The 16,437-nt window shown below is 63.5% G+C and carries 14 protein-coding genes; all 14 read left to right on the top strand.

Translation table 11 applies throughout. The annotated features are described in order from the left end of the window. The first annotated feature begins 1 nt into the window (after nt 1). The 14 genes from RM190_RS12295 to iolB all read left to right on the top strand — a co-directional run bounded on the left by RM190_RS12295 (nt 2) and on the right by iolB (nt 16,394). Nucleotides 2-913, top strand: a complete 912-nt coding sequence (locus RM190_RS12295; protein ID WP_311759745.1) for a DUF2950 family protein — start codon at nt 2-4, stop codon at nt 911-913. A 259-nt stretch (nt 914-1,172) separates the two neighbouring features. After that, the gene (locus RM190_RS12290) at nt 1,173-2,201 is read left to right on the top strand and encodes a LacI family DNA-binding transcriptional regulator (protein ID WP_311759744.1); all 1,029 of its coding nucleotides are present in this window, start codon (nt 1,173-1,175) and stop codon (nt 2,199-2,201) included. 229 nt (nt 2,202-2,430) lie between these two features. Further along, nucleotides 2,431-3,375 (top strand): sugar ABC transporter substrate-binding protein, encoded by a 945-nt coding sequence (locus tag RM190_RS12285; RefSeq protein ID WP_311759743.1) that lies wholly within the window; start codon nt 2,431-2,433, stop codon nt 3,373-3,375. Nucleotides 3,376-3,446: 71 nt separating this feature from the next. Then, nucleotides 3,447-4,985, top strand: coding sequence for a sugar ABC transporter ATP-binding protein (locus tag RM190_RS12280; protein WP_311759742.1), 1,539 nt, complete (start codon nt 3,447-3,449; stop codon nt 4,983-4,985). A 16-nt stretch (nt 4,986-5,001) separates the two neighbouring features. Then, on the top strand, nt 5,002-6,018 hold the full coding sequence (locus tag RM190_RS12275; protein ID WP_311759741.1) for an ABC transporter permease: 1,017 nt from the start codon (nt 5,002-5,004) through the stop codon (nt 6,016-6,018). A gap of 75 nt (nt 6,019-6,093) precedes the next feature. Next, nucleotides 6,094-7,020 carry a substrate-binding domain-containing protein gene (locus tag RM190_RS12270; RefSeq protein WP_311759740.1) on the top strand — a complete coding sequence of 309 codons (927 nt, stop codon included), beginning with the start codon at nt 6,094-6,096 and terminating at the stop codon, nt 7,018-7,020. A 48-nt stretch (nt 7,021-7,068) separates the two neighbouring features. After that, nucleotides 7,069-7,968, top strand: coding sequence for a sugar phosphate isomerase/epimerase family protein (locus RM190_RS12265; protein ID WP_311759739.1), 900 nt, complete (start codon nt 7,069-7,071; stop codon nt 7,966-7,968). Between the two features lie 10 nt (nt 7,969-7,978). Next, complete coding sequence (locus tag RM190_RS12260; RefSeq protein ID WP_311759738.1) at nt 7,979-8,989, top strand: Gfo/Idh/MocA family protein; 1,011 nt, start codon at nt 7,979-7,981, stop codon at nt 8,987-8,989. Nucleotides 8,990-8,998: 9 nt separating this feature from the next. Beyond that, complete coding sequence (locus tag RM190_RS12255) at nt 8,999-9,784, top strand: TIM barrel protein (RefSeq protein WP_311759737.1); 786 nt, start codon at nt 8,999-9,001, stop codon at nt 9,782-9,784. 10 nt (nt 9,785-9,794) lie between these two features. Next, nucleotides 9,795-10,907 carry a Gfo/Idh/MocA family protein gene (locus tag RM190_RS12250; RefSeq protein ID WP_311759736.1) on the top strand — a complete coding sequence of 371 codons (1,113 nt, stop codon included), beginning with the start codon at nt 9,795-9,797 and terminating at the stop codon, nt 10,905-10,907. Between the two features lie 10 nt (nt 10,908-10,917). After that, nucleotides 10,918-12,831 (top strand): bifunctional 5-dehydro-2-deoxygluconokinase/5-dehydro-2-deoxyphosphogluconate aldolase, encoded by a 1,914-nt coding sequence (locus RM190_RS12245; protein ID WP_311759735.1) that lies wholly within the window; start codon nt 10,918-10,920, stop codon nt 12,829-12,831. Beyond that, nucleotides 12,828-14,660 carry a 3D-(3,5/4)-trihydroxycyclohexane-1,2-dione acylhydrolase (decyclizing) gene (iolD, locus tag RM190_RS12240; protein WP_311759734.1) on the top strand — a complete coding sequence of 611 codons (1,833 nt, stop codon included), beginning with the start codon at nt 12,828-12,830 and terminating at the stop codon, nt 14,658-14,660. Before RM190_RS12245 ends, iolD begins: the two co-directional genes overlap by 4 nt. 11 nt (nt 14,661-14,671) lie before the next feature. Next, nucleotides 14,672-15,589, top strand: a complete 918-nt coding sequence (gene iolE, locus RM190_RS12235; RefSeq protein ID WP_311759733.1) for a myo-inosose-2 dehydratase — start codon at nt 14,672-14,674, stop codon at nt 15,587-15,589. Nucleotides 15,590-15,605: 16 nt separating this feature from the next. Continuing rightward, nucleotides 15,606-16,394, top strand: coding sequence for a 5-deoxy-glucuronate isomerase (gene iolB / locus RM190_RS12230; protein ID WP_311759732.1), 789 nt, complete (start codon nt 15,606-15,608; stop codon nt 16,392-16,394). Nucleotides 16,395-16,437 lie beyond the last annotated feature (43 nt).

The raw sequence follows: 16,437 nt of genomic DNA, 5'->3' as shown, positions 1-16,437 counted from the left end.
CATGAACGGATATGCATCCATGCGCTGTGTGCTTGCGCTGCTGGCCTCGACCGGGGCGGCGGTTGCCGCGCCGCAGGCGTTCGACACACCCGATGCGGCGGTAGCGGCCCTGACCTCGGCGCTTGAGGCGAAGGACAAGGCCGCTGTTCTGGCCATCTTTGGTCCCGAGAACGAGGACGTCATCAGTTCCGGCGATCCCGCCGACGATCGCGAGATTTGGGGCGAGTTCCTGGACAATGTGCTGGAATTCAGCCGCATCGACACCCAGGATCCCGACCGCGCTATCCTGCTGGCCGGGCGCGACCTGTGGCCTTTCCCGGCCGAGATCCGTCGCAGCAACGGCAAGTGGCATTTTGATGCCGATTCCGCCCGTGACGAGGTGCTGGCGCGACGCATCGGCCGCAACGAGCTGCAGGTGATCGAGATCATGAACCACGCGGGCGAGGTTCAGGCCACCTATCGCCGGACGGATCATGACGGCGACGGCGTCAAGGAGTTTGCGGCGACGATCCTGTCCAGCCCCGACCAGCGCGACGGCCTGTACTGGCCAACCGAGCCCGGTGCCGATCCAAGCCCCTTTGACGAGACACTGGCCCGCGCCAGCTTCTCGGGCTTTAACGAGGACGGGCAGGACCATGATCCCGAGCCATTCGAGGGGTATTATTTCCGTATCCTACAAGGTCAGGGTGCTGCAGCTCCGGGCGGGGCCTACAGCTATATGATCGCCGGCAACATGGTTGCCGGGCATGCGTTGGTCGCCTATCCGGCCGTCTATGGAGACACCGGGATCATGAGCTTCATGGTCGGCGAAGGCGGAATCGTCTACCAGGCTGATCTGGGAGAGGAGACGCTGACGCGCGCCGCTGCGATCGACCAGTTCGATCCCGGTCCAGACTGGACCCCCGTCAAGTGATGTCCCAAAAGACCGGCACCCGCCATCGGTGGGGCCGATAAGGTTCTGCGAAAGTCGGCCCCCGGCTTTCGCAGATCGTCTGTGGTAACGGGCTTGCCGCGCCTGATCCTTGGGATCAACAAGCGGAAGCCGACCATTTGCCCCGGCGTTTGCTGCCTGCATCACGGCCCAAGTCTTCCACCTTCGGCGGGCTTTCCGATCTTGGTGATGGATTCTATCATTCATGACCAAATCGGACAGAAAGTTTGCAGGCTTCAGAATGAAACGCCCGACCATCAACGACCTTGCCACAGCCGCGGGCGTCAGTGTTGCGACCGTGGATCGCGTGCTGAACGGACGGTTGCGCGTGCGCGAGGAAACCGCGCGCAAGGTCTCGGAAGCGGCCGAGCGGATCGGCTATCACGCGGCCAATGTCATCCGGCAGCGCATCCTGGCAGATCAGCCAGAGTATCATGTGGGCATTGTCCTGCAGAAGGAACGGCATGCCTTTTATCAAAGCTTCGCGGCAAATCTGGCGCAGGCCGCGGCGGGTGTGCATGACCGGCGAATCCGCGTTTCGGTCAGTTTTGCCCAGTCTGCCGAACCTGCAGAGGTTGCGCATCTTCTCCAGCAGGCTGCGGGAAAGGTGCATGCGGTGGCGGCGACCGGTTTGGACCATCACGACGTGACCGATGCCGTTTCCCGCCTGCGTGGCCGGGGTGTTCCCACATTCTCACTGCTGTCCGATTTCGCCCAGGGCGAGCGTGAGGGGTATTTCGGCACCAATAACATGAAGGTAGGGCGCACCGCCGCGTGGCTTTTGTCCAAGGTCGCGCCCCGTCCCGGCAAGATGGCGCTGTTCGTGGGCGGGCATCGATATCATGGTCACGCGCTGCGTGAGGCGGGCTTCCGGGCCTATATCCGGGAATATGCCCCGCAATTCGAGGTGCTGGATGCTCTTGTCAACCTTGAGGCGAGGCAGTTGACGCAGGAAGCACTATTGGGCGTCATGGCGCGGCATCCCGATCTGGTTGGCGTCTATTGCGCTGGCGGCGGGATGGAAGGTGCAATCGCTGCACTGCGCGAAGTCGGCGCAGGAGAGCGCATTTCCTGCCTTGTCCACGAGATCACGCCCGAATCCCGGCAGGCTTTGCTGGAACGGCGGATTTCGGGCGTGTTCCAAACCCCGCTCAAGGAGCTTTGCACTGAACTGATGGCGACGATCGTCCATACGATCGAGAATGGCATGGCAGAAAACCCCGGCCAGCGCTTCGTGGTCCCGACGCTGTGGACGCCCGAAAGCATCTGATGGAAATCCATCATTGGATGATTAATATCTATCATGAATGATGGAAGCGGGGCGCTTGTCCCTGTTGACCGGAAGCATTCCCATGCACAAAGCTGCCCCTGGGTGGCGGGACTGAGGAGCGATGCCACTCCACAGAAGCCGGCTGGAGGGCTGGCTGCCGGACCGCATTCCGGTCGCCTGTAGCCTTCTGCGTAAAGGGCGAGCCGGACGCCCGCTGGGGAGGAAAAGAATGAAGGCATTTCTGATGGCCAGCGCCCTTGGCTCGGCGCTGATGGCTTCCGCTGTTCATGCCGAGAATATCGGCGTGTCGATGGCGCTTTTTGACGACAACTTCCTGACTGTCCTGCGCAACGGCATGGTCGACTATGCCAAGACCAAGGACGGGGTGACGCTGCAGATCGAGGACGCGCAGAACGACGTCGGCAAGCAACTGAACCAGATCCAGAACTTCGTCGCCTCGGGCGTTGATGCGATCATCGTGAACCCGGTCGATACTGATGCGACGGTGGCGATGTCGGATGCGGCGGCAGCGGCGGGTATCCCGCTGGTCTATGTCAACCGCCAGCCGGTGAACCTGGACTCGCTGCCAGACAAGCAGGCCTTCGTGGCCTCGGACGAGCGTGAATCGGGAACGCTTCAGACGCAGGAAATCTGTCGCTTGCTGAAGGCCGCAGGCAAGACCGAGGCCAAGGCCGTGGTGCTGATGGGCGAATTGTCGAACCAGGCCGCCCGCCAGCGCACCCAGGACATCAAGGACGTGATCGCCACGCCCGACTGTTCCTTCATCACCATCGCCGAAGAGCAGACGGCCAACTGGTCCCGGACGCAGGGCGCGGACCTGATGACCAACTGGATCACCGCCGGGTTGGAGTTCGATGCCGTCATCTCGAACAACGATGAAATGGCGATCGGCGCGATCCAGGCGCTGAAAGGCGCGGGTCGCGACATGAAGGACGTGATCGTCGGCGGCATCGATGCGACGCAGGACGCGCTGGCTGCAATGGGTGCGGGTGATCTGGATGTGACCGTCTTCCAGAACGCTGCGGGCCAAGGCCAGGGGGCGGTCGATACGGCGCTGAAACTGACCAAAGGCGAGGCGGTCGAAAAGAACACCTCGATCCCCTTCGAACTGGTCACTCCCGACAACCTGGCCACGTATCAAAGCAAGAACTGATCCGGCCTCTACCGAACCGGCAGGGGGTTTCCGATTCCCTGCCAGCCCCGTCACTTGCAGGAAGATGCAGGATGATCACTGCGACGACACGGCGCGCCATCGATCGCGTCAAGCAGAACATCGCGCAGGACGGCGTCCTGTCCATCCGCGGGATCCGCAAGGAGTTTCCCGGCGTGGTCGCGCTGGATGACGTGCAACTGCGTATCCGTCCCGGCAGCGTTCATGCGCTGATGGGCGAGAATGGCGCAGGCAAATCCACGCTGATGAAGATCATCGCCGGGATCTACCAACCGGACGCGGGAGAAATCCGCCTGCGCGGCCAGCCGGTGACCCTGAACTCCCCGCTTGATGCGCTCGAGCAGGGGATCTCGATGATCCATCAGGAACTGCTGCTGATGAATCCGATGACCGTGGCCGAGAACATCTGGATCCGGCGCGAACCGCGGACCCGTTTCGGCCTGATCGATCACGGCCGGATGGCCGCAATGACGCAAGAGCTTTTCGACCGGCTGAACATCCGCCTTGACCCGCTGTCTCAGGTTGGCGACCTGACCGTGGCCCAAAAGCAGATGATCGAGATCGCCAAGGCCGTCAGCCACAATTCCGATGTGTTGATCATGGACGAGCCAACCTCGGCCATCACGGAATCCGAGGTCGCGCATCTTTTCGCCATCATCCGTGACCTGCGCGACCGTGGTGTGGGCATCGTCTATATCACCCACAAGATGAACGAATTGTTCGAGATTGCGGACGAGGTCACGGTCTTTCGCGACGGCAAGTATGTCGGTACCCATGACGCCTCGACCGTGACCCGCGATGACATCATCCGCATGATGGTCGGGCGCGAGATCACCGAGATGTTCCCCAAGATCGACTGCGCGATCGGGGATGTCGTGCTTGAGGTGCGCAATCTGACCCGGCCGGGTGTCTTCGAAGATGTCAGCTTCCAGTTGCGCAAGGGCGAGATCCTTGGCTTGGCGGGGCTGGTTGGGTCCAAGCGTTCGAATGTGGCCGAGGCGATCTTCGGCGTCCATCCGGCCGCAAGCGGAGATATCCTGATCGACGGCCAGCCGGTCCAGATCACCAGTCCGCAGGTTGCCATGCAGCATGGGCTGGCCTTCCTGACCGAGGATCGCAAGGAAACCGGCTGCTTCCTGGTCCTGAACTGCCTGGAGAACATCCAGTCCGCGCTGATTACCCGCGACCATGTGAAGGCGGGATTCATCGACCAGAAGGCGGTGACGCGGCTTGCCGGGGATATGGCGGCGCAGTTGCGCGTCAAGACGCCCAGCCTTTTTGAAACGGTCGAGAACCTTTCGGGCGGCAACCAGCAGAAGTTGCTGATTGCGCGCTGGCTTCTGACCCGTCCGCGCATCCTGATCCTCGACGAGCCGACGCGAGGCATCGATGTCGGGGCCAAGTCCGAAATTCACCGCCTGATCACGCAGCTTGCGGGACAGGGGGTCGCCGTCCTGATGATCTCGTCCGAGTTGCCCGAGGTCCTGGGCATGTCAGACCGGATCATGGTCATGCATGAGGGCCATGTCTCGGGCTTCCTGGATCGCGCCGAAGCGAACCAGGTCCGGGTCATGGAACTGGCGGCAAAGTAAACCGGGGGAAGCGTTCATGAACACTCAAAGCATCAGCGCGGTTTCGGCCCCAACCAGACAGCGACGCATGCCGGCCGAGATCAATATCCTGATGGTCCTGCTGGGGATCGCGCTGGTCTTCGAGATCCTGGGCTGGATCTTTCAGGGGCAAAGCTTCCTGTTTTCGCTGAACCGGCTGAAGATCATGATCCTGCAGGTCTCGGTCATCGGGATCATCGCGGTCGGGGTGACGCAGGTTATCATCTCGGGCGGGATCGACCTGTCATCGGGCTCGGTCGTGGGTGCGGTTGCGATGGTCGCGATGTCTTTTGCGCAGGTCTCGACCTATGCGCGCGCTGTCTATCCTGCGCTGACCGACCTGCCGATGATCGTGCCCTTGCTAATCGGTCTGGCCTGCGGTGCGCTGGTGGGCTTCGTGAACGGCTGGCTGATCGCCTATACCAAGATCCCGCCCTTCATCGCGACGCTGGGCACCATGGTCACCGTGCGTGGCTTCGCGAAATGGTACACCAAGGGCCAGCCGATCAGCTTTCCGACCGACGGCTTCGCGGCGCTTGGCAAGGGGATGATGCCCGTCCTGATCTTCGTCCTTGTCGCGCTCGTCTTCCATGTCGCGATGAAATACACGCGCTACGGCAAGTTCACCTATGCCATTGGCGCCAATGCACAGGCCGCCCGCGTCTCGGGCATCAACGTCGAGCGTCACTTGGTCAAGGTCTATGTAATCGCCGCGATGCTGGCCGCGCTGGCCGGGATGGTGGTCGCCGCGCGGGGCCAGACCGCGCAGGCCGGGATGGGCCTTGCCTATGAACTTGACGCCATCGCCATGGCCGTGATCGGGGGAGTGTCGCTTGCCGGTGGGCGGGGCTCGGTCCTGGGTACCGCGATCGGGATGGTCATCTTCGGTGTCATCATCTCGGGTTTCACCTTCCTGCGGCTCGACGCCTATTATCAGGAAATGATCAAGGGCGTGATCATTGCCGCCGCTGTCGTTGCCGACACCTATCGCCAGAAGAAGCGCCGAAAAGGCTGAATCCATATCCCCCAGATCGTTGGGCCGGGCCACCGGGCTGGCCCCGCCTGTCCAGATCCAACCCGAGGAGCCATGATGAAACGCCTGATTGCCACTACCGCGCTGTGCCTGATCGCCGGATCCGCCCTTGCCGAGACGCGGATCGGCGTCAGCATGACCTCGTTCGACAATCCCTTCCTGACCGTCGTGCTGAACGGTATCCGGGCCGAGGCCGAGCGCAGCGAAGGCGTCACCCTGTCAGTCGAGGATGCCCAGCTTGATGTGGCGAAGCAACTGAACCAGGTCCAAAACTTCGTCGCGAACGGTGTCGATGCGATCATCGTCAACGCGGTGGACGGGGACTCGACGGCCGCGATCACGGCGGCGGCAACGGGGGCGGGTATCCCGCTGGTCTATGTGAACCATCCTCCGGCCGAGCTGGATACCGGAATGCCCGCTGGCACCGCCTATGTCGGATCACAGGAAACCGATGCGGGCAAGCTGCAGGCCGACGCCGTCTGCGCGCTTCTTAAGGGCCGTAGCGATCCCAAGGCTGTCATCCTGATGGGCCCGCTGGAGAATCACGCGGCGCTGGTCCGCACTAAGATGGTCGAGGATGCCTTCGCGCAGCCCGATTGCAAGGTCGAGGTGATCGAGAAACAGACCGCAGGCTGGAACCGTGTGCAAGCGCAGGACCTGATGGGCCAATGGCTGACGGCCGGACTGCAATTCGACGCCGTGGTTTCGAACAATGACGAAATGGCGATCGGCGCGGCGCAGGCGCTGCAAGCGGCAACGGGCAAGGGCGACATCATCATCGCCGGGATCGACGCCACCGCCGATGGGCTTGCCGCGATGCAATCGGGGCAGATGGACGTCACCGTTTTCCAGGATGCGACCGGGCAGGGCGAGGATGCGGTCAAGGCCGCCGTGGCCGCCGCCAGTGGCGGCGCGCTTCAGCCAGAGACATGGATCCCCTTCCAGCCGGTCACCAAGGAAAACATGGCTGAATACCTCAAGTGATCACCGGGACGGGCGCTGCCCCATCCGCCCAAGATAAGGAACCGCGCCATGCGCATCGCCCTTGATCCCTTCATGCACCGCCATCTGTCGCTGGAGGACATTCCTGCCAAGGCGCGTGAGCTTGGCTATGACTGGATCGAGCTTAGCCCCCGCGCCGACTTCCTGGAATGGTTCAAGGCGCCACGGGTGTTTCCCGAACGCGTCAGGTCGCTGAAACGGGCGTTGAAGGATGCCGAAGTCGGCATCGCCAGCCTGCTGCCCATGTATCGCTGGGCCTCGCCCGACGAGGACGAGCGTCAGGCGGCCGTCCGTCACTGGAAGCGTGCGATCGAAATCGCGGTCGAATTGGGCGTCGACACCCTGAACAGCGAGTTCGGACGAGGGCCGCATCCCGACAAGGGCGGCTGCTATTGCTGCCATACCGGCAGCATGATCGAGGCCTGCGAGGATGCATGGTGGCGCAGCATGGAGGAGCTGGTCCCGATTCTTGAGCGCGAAGGCGTGAACCTGCATGTCGAGCCCCATCCCGAGGATTGGTGCGAGACATTGCAACCCGCGCTGGACATCATCCGCACTGTGAACAGCCCTCGGGTGAAGTTCCTGTATTGTGCACCGCATACCTTTTATTTCGGTGACGACACGCGCGCCATGCTGCGCGAGGCCAAGGACGTGCTGGCGCATGTCCATGTCGGCGACACCTTCAACCACCGCGCCAGTTCCGGCCTGCGCTATATCCTGAACCCGCCGGGCACGCAGGCGCGCGTTCACCAGCACCTGAACATCGGACAGGGTGAAGTGCCGTGGGACGATTTCTTCGGCACCCTGGCCGAGATCGGCTTTGACGGGATCATGACCGCCTGTGTCTTCGCCTGGGAAGACAAGGCGGACCACTCGGGGCGCTTCATGCGCACGGAAATGCAAAAATACATCGACCAGTATTGGAAGTGAGGTCCAGAACATGACCGTCAGAATTGGTGTCATTGGAACCGGGGCGATTGGCCGCGACCACGCGCGACGGATCGAAAAGGTCCTGTCCGGCGGCAAGATCGTGGGGTTGAGCGACGTGAACCGCGCCTCGGCTGAGGCGGTGCGGGCGGATATCGCGCCCGACGCCGTGGTCTATGGGACCGGGCAAGAGCTGATCGCCGCCGGCGATGTCGATGCGGTTCTGGTCACCTCGTGGGGCGCGACGCATGAGGAATATGTCCTTGCCGCCATCGCCGCAGGCAAGCCCTGCTTCTGCGAAAAGCCCCTTGCCACCACGGCCGAAGGCGCAAAGCGCATCGTCGATGCCGAGGTCGCGCATGGCATGCGCCTTGTGCAGGTCGGTTTCATGCGTCGCTATGACGAAGGCTATGTCGCCCTGAAGAAGGTCGTGGACAGCCGCATTGGCGCGCCGATCATAGTCCACGCCGCGCATCGCAATCCGACGGTGCCGCAGGCCTATGTAACGCCGATGGCGATCCACGATACCCTGATCCATGAAATCGACGTGTTCCGCTGGCTGCTTGAGGATGACTACGTCTCGGCCCGTGTGACCTTTCCGCGTTCCTGCGCCCGGACCCACGCCAAGTTGCGCGATCCGCAAATCGTGACTCTGACCACGGCCAAGGGCACGGTCATCAATACCGAGATCTTCGTGAACTGCCACTACGGCTATGACATCCAGTGCGAGGTCGTGGGCGAAGACGGAATCGCGCGCCTGCCGGAGCCGGTGGCCGTCCAGATGCGGCTGAACGCCAGCCTGCAGAATGACATCCTGACCGACTGGAAGGACCGCTTCGTGGCGTCCTATGACGTCGAATTGCAGGATTTCCTGCGGGCGGCGGCCAAGGGCACGGCGACAGGACCAACGTCCTGGGATGGCTATATGGCGGCAGTCACCTCTGATGCCTGCGTTGCCGCACAAGAGGCCGAGGGCGAGGCGGTGTCCATCTCCTATCCCGATTGCCCCGCGCTTTATCGCTGAGGAACCGCCATGCGATTTGCCATGAACCACATCGCGGCGCCCGGCCTGTCGCTGGAGGCGTTCTTCACGATGGCACGCAAACTGGGCGCGGCCGAGGTCGAGATCCGCAATGACCTGCCGGATATCGTCTCCACGCTGTCGGCGTCCGAGGTCCGGGATATGGCCAGCACGGCCGGTGTCCGGATCATCTCGATCAACGCACTTTATCCCTTCAACCAGTGGTCGGGCGATCTGCCCGACCGGGCCGAGGCGCTGGCGGATTACGCCGCCGCCTGCGGGGCAAAAGCGCTGGTCATGTGCCCGCTGAACGATGGCCGTACGGTGACCTTTGACGATCTTGTCGCCGCGCTGTCGGCGTTGAAACCGTTGCTTGAGGCGCGGGGCCTGACCGGGCTGGTAGAGCCGCTGGGCTTTCCAGTCTCGTCGCTGCGCAGCAAGGCTCAGGCGATCAGCGCGATCGAGGCAGCGGGCGGTGCGCAGACTTATCGCCTGGTCCATGACACCTTTCACCACCACCTGGCTGGCGAGCGTGAATTCTTTCCGGAATGGACCGGTCTTGTCCATATCTCCGGCGTGACTGATCCCGACATCGCCGTCGATGCAATGCTGGACCCCCATCGCGGTCTGGTCGATGCGCGCGATCGGCTGGGAAACCTTGACCAGATCCGTACGCTGCTTGCCGGGGGGTATGACGGTCCCTTCAGCTTCGAACCCTTCTCCCCTCAGGTTCACGCTCTTTCCGATCCCGAAACCGCGCTGCGTGACAGCATGTCCCATGTGATCGCCCATGTCTGACGAAATCCCTATGACCCGTCCCATGCCCGAAAATCCCCTTGGCGTCGCCTTGATCGGCACCGGCTTCATGGGGAAATGCCACGCGATGGCGTGGCGCACCGTGGCCGCGACTTTCGGGGGGGCGCATCCCCGGCTTGAGATCCTGTGCGACACGCCCGAAAGCCGCGCCCATGCCTATGCCGGGCAGTTCGGTTTCGCGCGGGCGACTGCAGACTGGCACGCGGCGATCGCCGACGACGCGGTGGACGTGGTTTCGATCACCACGCCGAATGGCCTGCACCGGCCGATGGCCGAGGCAGCGCTTCGTGCGGGCAAGCATGTCTGGCTGGAAAAGCCGATGGCCCTGACGCTGGCCGATGCCGAGGCGATGGCACAGCTTGCCGCGCAGAATCCGGATCGGGTGACGATCCTGGGCTACAACTATCTGCGTTCGCCCGCGTTTCAGGCTGCGGTGCACCTGATCCGATCCGGCGCGATCGGCACGCCGCACGCATTCCGCGGTGTCTATGACGAGGATTATTCGGCCGATCCGACGCTGCCCTGGTCCTGGCGCATGACCCACAAAGAGGGTGGCCTTGGCGCACTTGGCGATCTGGGCTGTCATCTGGTCAGCCAGATGGTCGCACTGATGGGTGATGTGACGCAGGTGACGGCGATGACCCAGATCTCGATCCCGATGCGGCCGGCGCCGGAGGGCGACAAACCGGTCGAGAACGAGGATTCTGCCCTGGCGCTGGTCCGCTTCGCCAGTGGTGCGCAAGGATCTTTCGCCACCTCGCGCGTCGCTCGCGGCCGCAAGTGCCGCCTGCAATGGGAGGTGCACGGGTCGGGTGGAACCATCACCTTCGACCAGGAGAACATGAACGCGCTGTGGCTTCACCGCGCGGGCGAGGCTGGCTTTACCCGCCACCTGACCGGCCCGGACCAGCCCGACTATGCCGCCTTCTGCCCCGCCCCCGGCCATAATTTCGGCTTCAACGAGCAGAAGGTGATCGAGGCGCGCGACCTGATCTCGGCCATCGCCGGGGGGCCGTCATGCGGGCCCGACTTTGCGGCGGGCCTGAAGATCGAGCGCGTAATCCATGCCATGGCGACCTCGAACGGCCGCCCGGTTGAATTGTGAGGATGAGGGAATGACCAGGAACCTTGACGTGATCACCATCGGGCGCGCCGGCGTCGACCTTTACGGCGCGCAGGTCGGCGGGCGGCTTGAGGACATGGGCTCCTTCCGCAAGTATATCGGCGGCTCGCCCACAAACATCGCCTGCGGCGCCGCCCGGCTGGGGCTGAAATCGGCCCTGATCACGCGCGTCGGTGATGAACATATGGGCCGCTTCATCCGCGAAGAACTGGTTCGCGAAGGCGTCGACGTGCGCGGCGTCAAGACCGATCCTGAACGCCTGACCGCGCTGGTCATCCTGGGCATTCGGGACGAAGAGCAGTTCCCGCTGATCTTTTATCGCGAGAACTGCGCCGATATGGCGTTGTGCGAAGATGACATCGACGAAGCCCTGATCGCGGATTCGCGTTCCGTCCTGGTGACCGGCACCCATCTCAGCAACCAGCGGACCGAGGCGGCGGTGCTGAAGGCGCTGACCCTTGCGCGGCAACATGGCGCGCGGACGGCGCTGGACATCGATTATCGTCCGAACCTGTGGGGTGTCGCAGGACATGGCGACGGAGAAAGCCGCTTTGTTGAAAGCGCCAAGGTGACGGCCAAGCTGCAATCCACCCTGCATCTGTTCGACCTGATCGTTGGAACCGAAGAGGAATTTCACATCGCTGGCGGCTCGACCGATACGCTGGACGCGCTTCGCGCGGTGCGCGCGGTCACGGATGCGGTTTTGATCTGCAAGCGCGGGGCCAAGGGGGCCGTGGCCCTGACCGGCGCGATCCCGGATTCGCTGGACAAGGGAGAAACGGGGCCGGGTTTCCCGATCGAGGTCTTCAACGTCCTTGGTGCGGGCGACGGCTTCTTCTCCGGTTTGCTCAAGGGGTGGTTGGACGGCGAGGCCTGGCCTCGGGCGCTGGAATACGCCAATGCCTGCGGCGCATTCGCGGTCAGCCGACATGGCTGCACCCCGGCCTATCCCAGCCTCGCCGAGCTGGAATTTTTCCTGAAGCGCGGAGTGATCCGCCCGGACTTGCGCAACGACGCCGAGCTTGAGCAGATCCACTGGTCCACAAACCGCAAGGGCGACTGGCCGGTCATGCGGGTCTTTGCATTCGACCACCGGATGCAGCTTGAGTCACTTGCAGGATTTACCCCCGACAAGGCGGGTGCCTTCAAGCAGCTTTGCCTGCGCGCGGCCCTGCAGGTTCAGGATGGTCGGCCGGGCTATGGCATCCTGTGCGACGACCGCCTTGGTCGCCGCGCGCTGCATGCCGCAGCGGGCACGGGGCTGTGGGTCGGGAGGCCCTGCGAATGGCCCGGCTCTCGCCCCTTGCAGCTCGAACCTGCGCTTGGTCCCGATTGCGGCGGGTTGGAGGTTTGGGCGCGCGACAATGTCGTCAAGGTGTTGTGCTTCTGCCATCCGGACGACGATGACGCGACCCGCAGCGCACAAGAGGCCACTGTCCAGCGCCTGTTCGCCGCAGCGCGCCGGAACGATCTGGAGTTTCTGCTGGAGATCATCCCCTCGAAGGTCGGGCCGGTCGACGACCTGACCACAGCGACGCTGATCCGCCGCTTCTATGAAATCGGCATCCGCCCCGACTGGTGGAAGCTGGAGCCGATGGCCACCCCCGAGGCGTGGCGGAACGCCGTGGCCGCGATCGAGGAGAATGACCGCCATACCCGCGGGATCGTCGTCCTTGGCCTCGACGCGCCGGAAACCGCGTTGGCCGCCAGCTTCCGCGTCGCGGCCAGCTTTCCGCTGGTCAAGGGGTTCGCGGTCGGTCGCACGATCTTTGCCGAAGCGGCGCGCCGCTGGTTCGCGGGCGAGATCGAGGATGCGGCCGCCGTCGCCGAAATGGCGGCGCGTTTCGCCCGGCTTTGCGACGTCTGGGATGGCTCGCGCGCCCGCGCACAGGAGGAAGCCGCATGACAACGATCCGTCTGACCGCTGCACAGGCCATGGTGCGCTGGCTATCCGTCCAGATGAACGAAGAGGGTGAGCGGTTCATCGAAGGCTGCTGGGCAATCTTTGGCCATGGCAACGTCGCTGGGCTGGGAGAGGCGCTGCACGGGATTGCAGACGCCTTCCCGACCTGGCGTGGCCAGAATGAGCAGACGATGGCCCATGCCGCCATCGCCTATGCCAAGGCCAAGGGTCGCAGGCGCGCACAGGCTGTGACCAGCTCGATCGGGCCCGGTGCCACGAACATGGTGACGGCGGCGGCGCTGGCGCATGTGAATCGCCTTCCGGTCCTGCTGATCCCCGGCGACGTCTTCGCCAGCCGCAGGCCAGATCCCGTGCTGCAACAGATCGAGGATTTCGACGACGGCACGGTCGGGGCGAATGACTGCTTCCGCCCGGTCGTGCGCTATTTCGATCGTATCACGCGTCCTCAGCAGTTGTTGTCGGCGCTACCGCGCGCCCTGCGGGTGATGACCGATCCTGCGGATTGCGGCCCGGTCTGCCTGGCCTTCTGCCAGGATGTCCAGGCCGAGGCCTGTGACTGGCCCGAGGCGTTCTTTGCCCCGCGCGTCTGGCGCATCCGTCGCCCCGAGCCCGATGCTGTCGAACTGGCCGAGGTTGTCCAGCTGATCCGCGGCGCGAACAAGCCGGTCCTGATCTGCGGCGGTGGAGTGTTCTATTCCGGGGCTGAACGGGCGCTGGCCGAATTTGCCACGCGCCACAACATTCCGGTCGTTGAAACCCAGGCCGGAAAATCGGCGCTGCCACAGTCCCATCCCCTGAACTTCGGGGCTGCTGGCGTGGACGGATCGGCGGCAGCAAACGCCTGCGTTACGGGCGCGGACCTTGTGATCGGGATCGGGACGCGGTTTCAGGACTTCACCACCGGGTCGCGGACTTTGTTCGCCGCGGAGGCGCCGCTCGTTTCAGTCAACGTGCAGTCTTATGACGCGGCCAAGCATGGGGCGGTCGCTCTGGTATCGGACGCGCGGGTCGCGCTGGAACGGCTGTCGACCGCGCTTGGCGATCACCGCCTTGGGACTGTCGACGCCAAATCCCGAGCCGACTGGTTGGCGACGGTCGATGCGCATTGCGCGGCCCCGGCCATTGGCAATGCCCTGCCCACCGATGCGCAGGTGATCGGTGCGGTCCAGCGTGCCTCGACGCCCGCCAGCATCGCCATGTGTGCGGCCGGGACCATGCCCGGCGCGCTGAAGTTGCTGTGGCAACCGGCCCAAGGCGGCTATCACATGGAATACGGCTACAGCTGCATGGGTTACGAGATCGCCGGCGCAATGGGCATCAAGCTTGCCCGCCCCGAGCGCGAGGTGATCTGCTTCGTCGGTGACGGCAGCTACATGATGGCGAACAGCGAGCTTGCGACCGCCGTCATGCGTCGCGTGCCCTTTACCGTGGTTCTGACCGACAACCGCGGCTTCGGCTGCATCAACCGTCTGCAGCAGGGCACGGGCGGAGAGGAGTTCAACAACCTCTACAAGGACTGCAATATCGAACGTCAGCCCCGGATCGACTATGTCGCCCACGCGGCCAGCATGGGCGCCCATGCAGTGAAAGCGCGCGACATTCCCGATCTTGAGGCCGAGATCCTCGCCGCCCGGTCGCGCGACCTTCCCACCGTCATCGTCATCGAGACCGATCCGACCCACGGCCCCGGAGAGGCGGGCGGCGGGCATTGGTGGGACGTCGCCGTCCCCGAAACCGGGCAGAGCGACAAGCTTCGCGCTGCCTATGCCGATTATATCGAAAACGCGCGCCGGCAGGCGCTGGTCAATTGAAGGACAAGTCCATGATCCGCTACGGAACCAACCCGATCGCCTGGGCGAATGACGACGACCAATCGATCGGCGCCGACATTCCCACGGAACAGATCCTGCATGAGGCGGGCGAGGTGATCGGCTTTGACGGGATCGAGAATGGCCACCGCTGGCCAGATGATCCGGTCGCACTGCGCGAACTGCTGGGAAAATATGGTCTGGACTTCATCTCGGGCTGGTATTCGACAGAACTTCTGACGCGGTCGGTCAAGGATGAGATCGCCGCAGTCCAGCCGCATCTGGCCAAGCTGAAAGCCAATGGGTGCAAAGTCTGCATCGTCTGCGAATGCTCGAATACCGTCCATGGCCGCCCTGATGTTCCGGTGAACGATCGCCCGCGGCTGAATGCTGACGAGATGGCGGCCTTTGGCGCGAAGATCGAAGATTTCGCCGCGTATCTGGCGGATCAGGGGATCACGCTGGCCTATCATCACCACATGGGAACCGTGGTCGAAAGCCCCGAGGAAATCGACGCCTTCATGGCCGCCACGGGCCCCGCCACTCATCTGCTGTTCGATTCCGGTCATTGCACCTTTGGTGGGGGCGATCCGGCGACGGTGTTGGCGCGACATGTCGGGCGGGTCGCGCATTTCCATGCCAAGAACATCCGTCGCCCGGCGACCGAACGCGTCCGGGCTGAACGCCTGTCCTTTATCCAGGGCGTGCTGGCGGGAGCCTTTACCGTGCCCGGTGATCCAGAGGGTGGGATCGACTTCCTGCCCTTGCTGCGCATCCTGGCGCAAGCGGGCTATGACGGCTGGCTGGTCATCGAGGCAGAGCAGGACCCGAAGCTGCGCAATCCGTTGAAATACCAGTCGATGGGACTTGCCGCGCTGAAAGCGGCGGCGGTCGAAGCCGGTCTGGACCGCACGTCGGTCAAGGCTGTCTGAGAAAGGAGGGGATCGCATGGCGGATCTTTTACGAAAGCCTTTTGGCAGCCACGGCAAGGTGCATGACATCTCTCCGCTTTCTGCGGGCTGGAGATATGTCGGCTTTGGCCTTTATCAGCTGCGCGCCGGCGAGGAAGCGGCCGAGCAGACCGGGGACCGCGAGGTCATTCTGGTCATGGTCCAGGGCAAGGCCGCGATCACGGCTGCGGATCGCGACTGGGGTATCCTGGGGCAACGGATGGATGTCTTTGAAAAGACCCCCCCGCATTGCCTTTACGTCCCGAACGGCAGTTCTTGGCAAGTTCGGGCCGAAACTGACTGCGTCGTCGCGGTATGCAGCGCGCCGGGGCGCGGTGGCCACCCTGCGCGTCGGATCGGTCCGGAAGGGATCACCCTGACCCAGCGTGGCGAGGGCAGCAACACGCGCTGGATCAACAACATCGCGATGGAGGCAGAGGATTTCTGCGACAGCCTGCTGGTGACCGAAGTCTTCACCCCTTCGGGCAACTGGTCAAGCTATCCCAGCCACCGGCATGACGAAGACGACTTTCCCCGTATCACCTATCTTGAGGAAACCTATTACCATCGCATCAATCCCGGTCGGGGCTGGGGGTTGCAGCGGGTCTATACCGATGACGGGACGCTGGACGAGGCGATGGCAGTCCGAGACGGCGACGTCGTTCTTGTTCCCCGCGGCCATCATCCCTGCGGCGCGCCTCACGGGTTCGAGCTTTACTACCTGAACGTCATGGCCGGACCCCTGCGCAAGTGGCGCTTTGTCGCCGCGCCCGAGATGGAGGGCTGAAGGAACCTCTCCGGACCGGTTATCAATCGCGCGTTCATGTGCC

The sequence above is a fragment of the Paracoccus broussonetiae genome, from assembly GCF_031854425.1.
In the GTDB taxonomy this organism is placed as follows: domain Bacteria; phylum Pseudomonadota; class Alphaproteobacteria; order Rhodobacterales; family Rhodobacteraceae; genus Paracoccus; species Paracoccus broussonetiae.
Note: the sequence above shows the minus strand (reverse complement) of the source record. Positions and strands in the feature narration are given on the sequence as shown.

Excerpts from the sequence above, each read along its gene's own strand:
- RM190_RS12295 (WP_311759745.1), top strand. The coding sequence starts at position 2 with ATGAACGGATATGCATCCATGCGCTGTGTGCTTGCGCTGCTGGCCTCG.
- RM190_RS12290 (WP_311759744.1), top strand. The coding sequence starts at position 1,173 with ATGAAACGCCCGACCATCAACGACCTTGCCACAGCCGCGGGCGTCAGT.
- RM190_RS12285 (WP_311759743.1), top strand. The coding sequence starts at position 2,431 with ATGAAGGCATTTCTGATGGCCAGCGCCCTTGGCTCGGCGCTGATGGCT.
- RM190_RS12280 (WP_311759742.1), top strand. The coding sequence starts at position 3,447 with ATGATCACTGCGACGACACGGCGCGCCATCGATCGCGTCAAGCAGAAC.
- RM190_RS12275 (WP_311759741.1), top strand. The coding sequence starts at position 5,002 with ATGAACACTCAAAGCATCAGCGCGGTTTCGGCCCCAACCAGACAGCGA.
- RM190_RS12270 (WP_311759740.1), top strand. The coding sequence starts at position 6,094 with ATGAAACGCCTGATTGCCACTACCGCGCTGTGCCTGATCGCCGGATCC.
- RM190_RS12265 (WP_311759739.1), top strand. The coding sequence starts at position 7,069 with ATGCGCATCGCCCTTGATCCCTTCATGCACCGCCATCTGTCGCTGGAG.
- RM190_RS12260 (WP_311759738.1), top strand. The coding sequence starts at position 7,979 with ATGACCGTCAGAATTGGTGTCATTGGAACCGGGGCGATTGGCCGCGAC.
- RM190_RS12255 (WP_311759737.1), top strand. The coding sequence starts at position 8,999 with ATGCGATTTGCCATGAACCACATCGCGGCGCCCGGCCTGTCGCTGGAG.
- RM190_RS12250 (WP_311759736.1), top strand. The coding sequence starts at position 9,795 with ATGACCCGTCCCATGCCCGAAAATCCCCTTGGCGTCGCCTTGATCGGC.
- RM190_RS12245 (WP_311759735.1), top strand. The coding sequence starts at position 10,918 with ATGACCAGGAACCTTGACGTGATCACCATCGGGCGCGCCGGCGTCGAC.
- iolD (WP_311759734.1), top strand. The coding sequence starts at position 12,828 with ATGACAACGATCCGTCTGACCGCTGCACAGGCCATGGTGCGCTGGCTA.
- iolE (WP_311759733.1), top strand. The coding sequence starts at position 14,672 with ATGATCCGCTACGGAACCAACCCGATCGCCTGGGCGAATGACGACGAC.
- iolB (WP_311759732.1), top strand. The coding sequence starts at position 15,606 with ATGGCGGATCTTTTACGAAAGCCTTTTGGCAGCCACGGCAAGGTGCAT.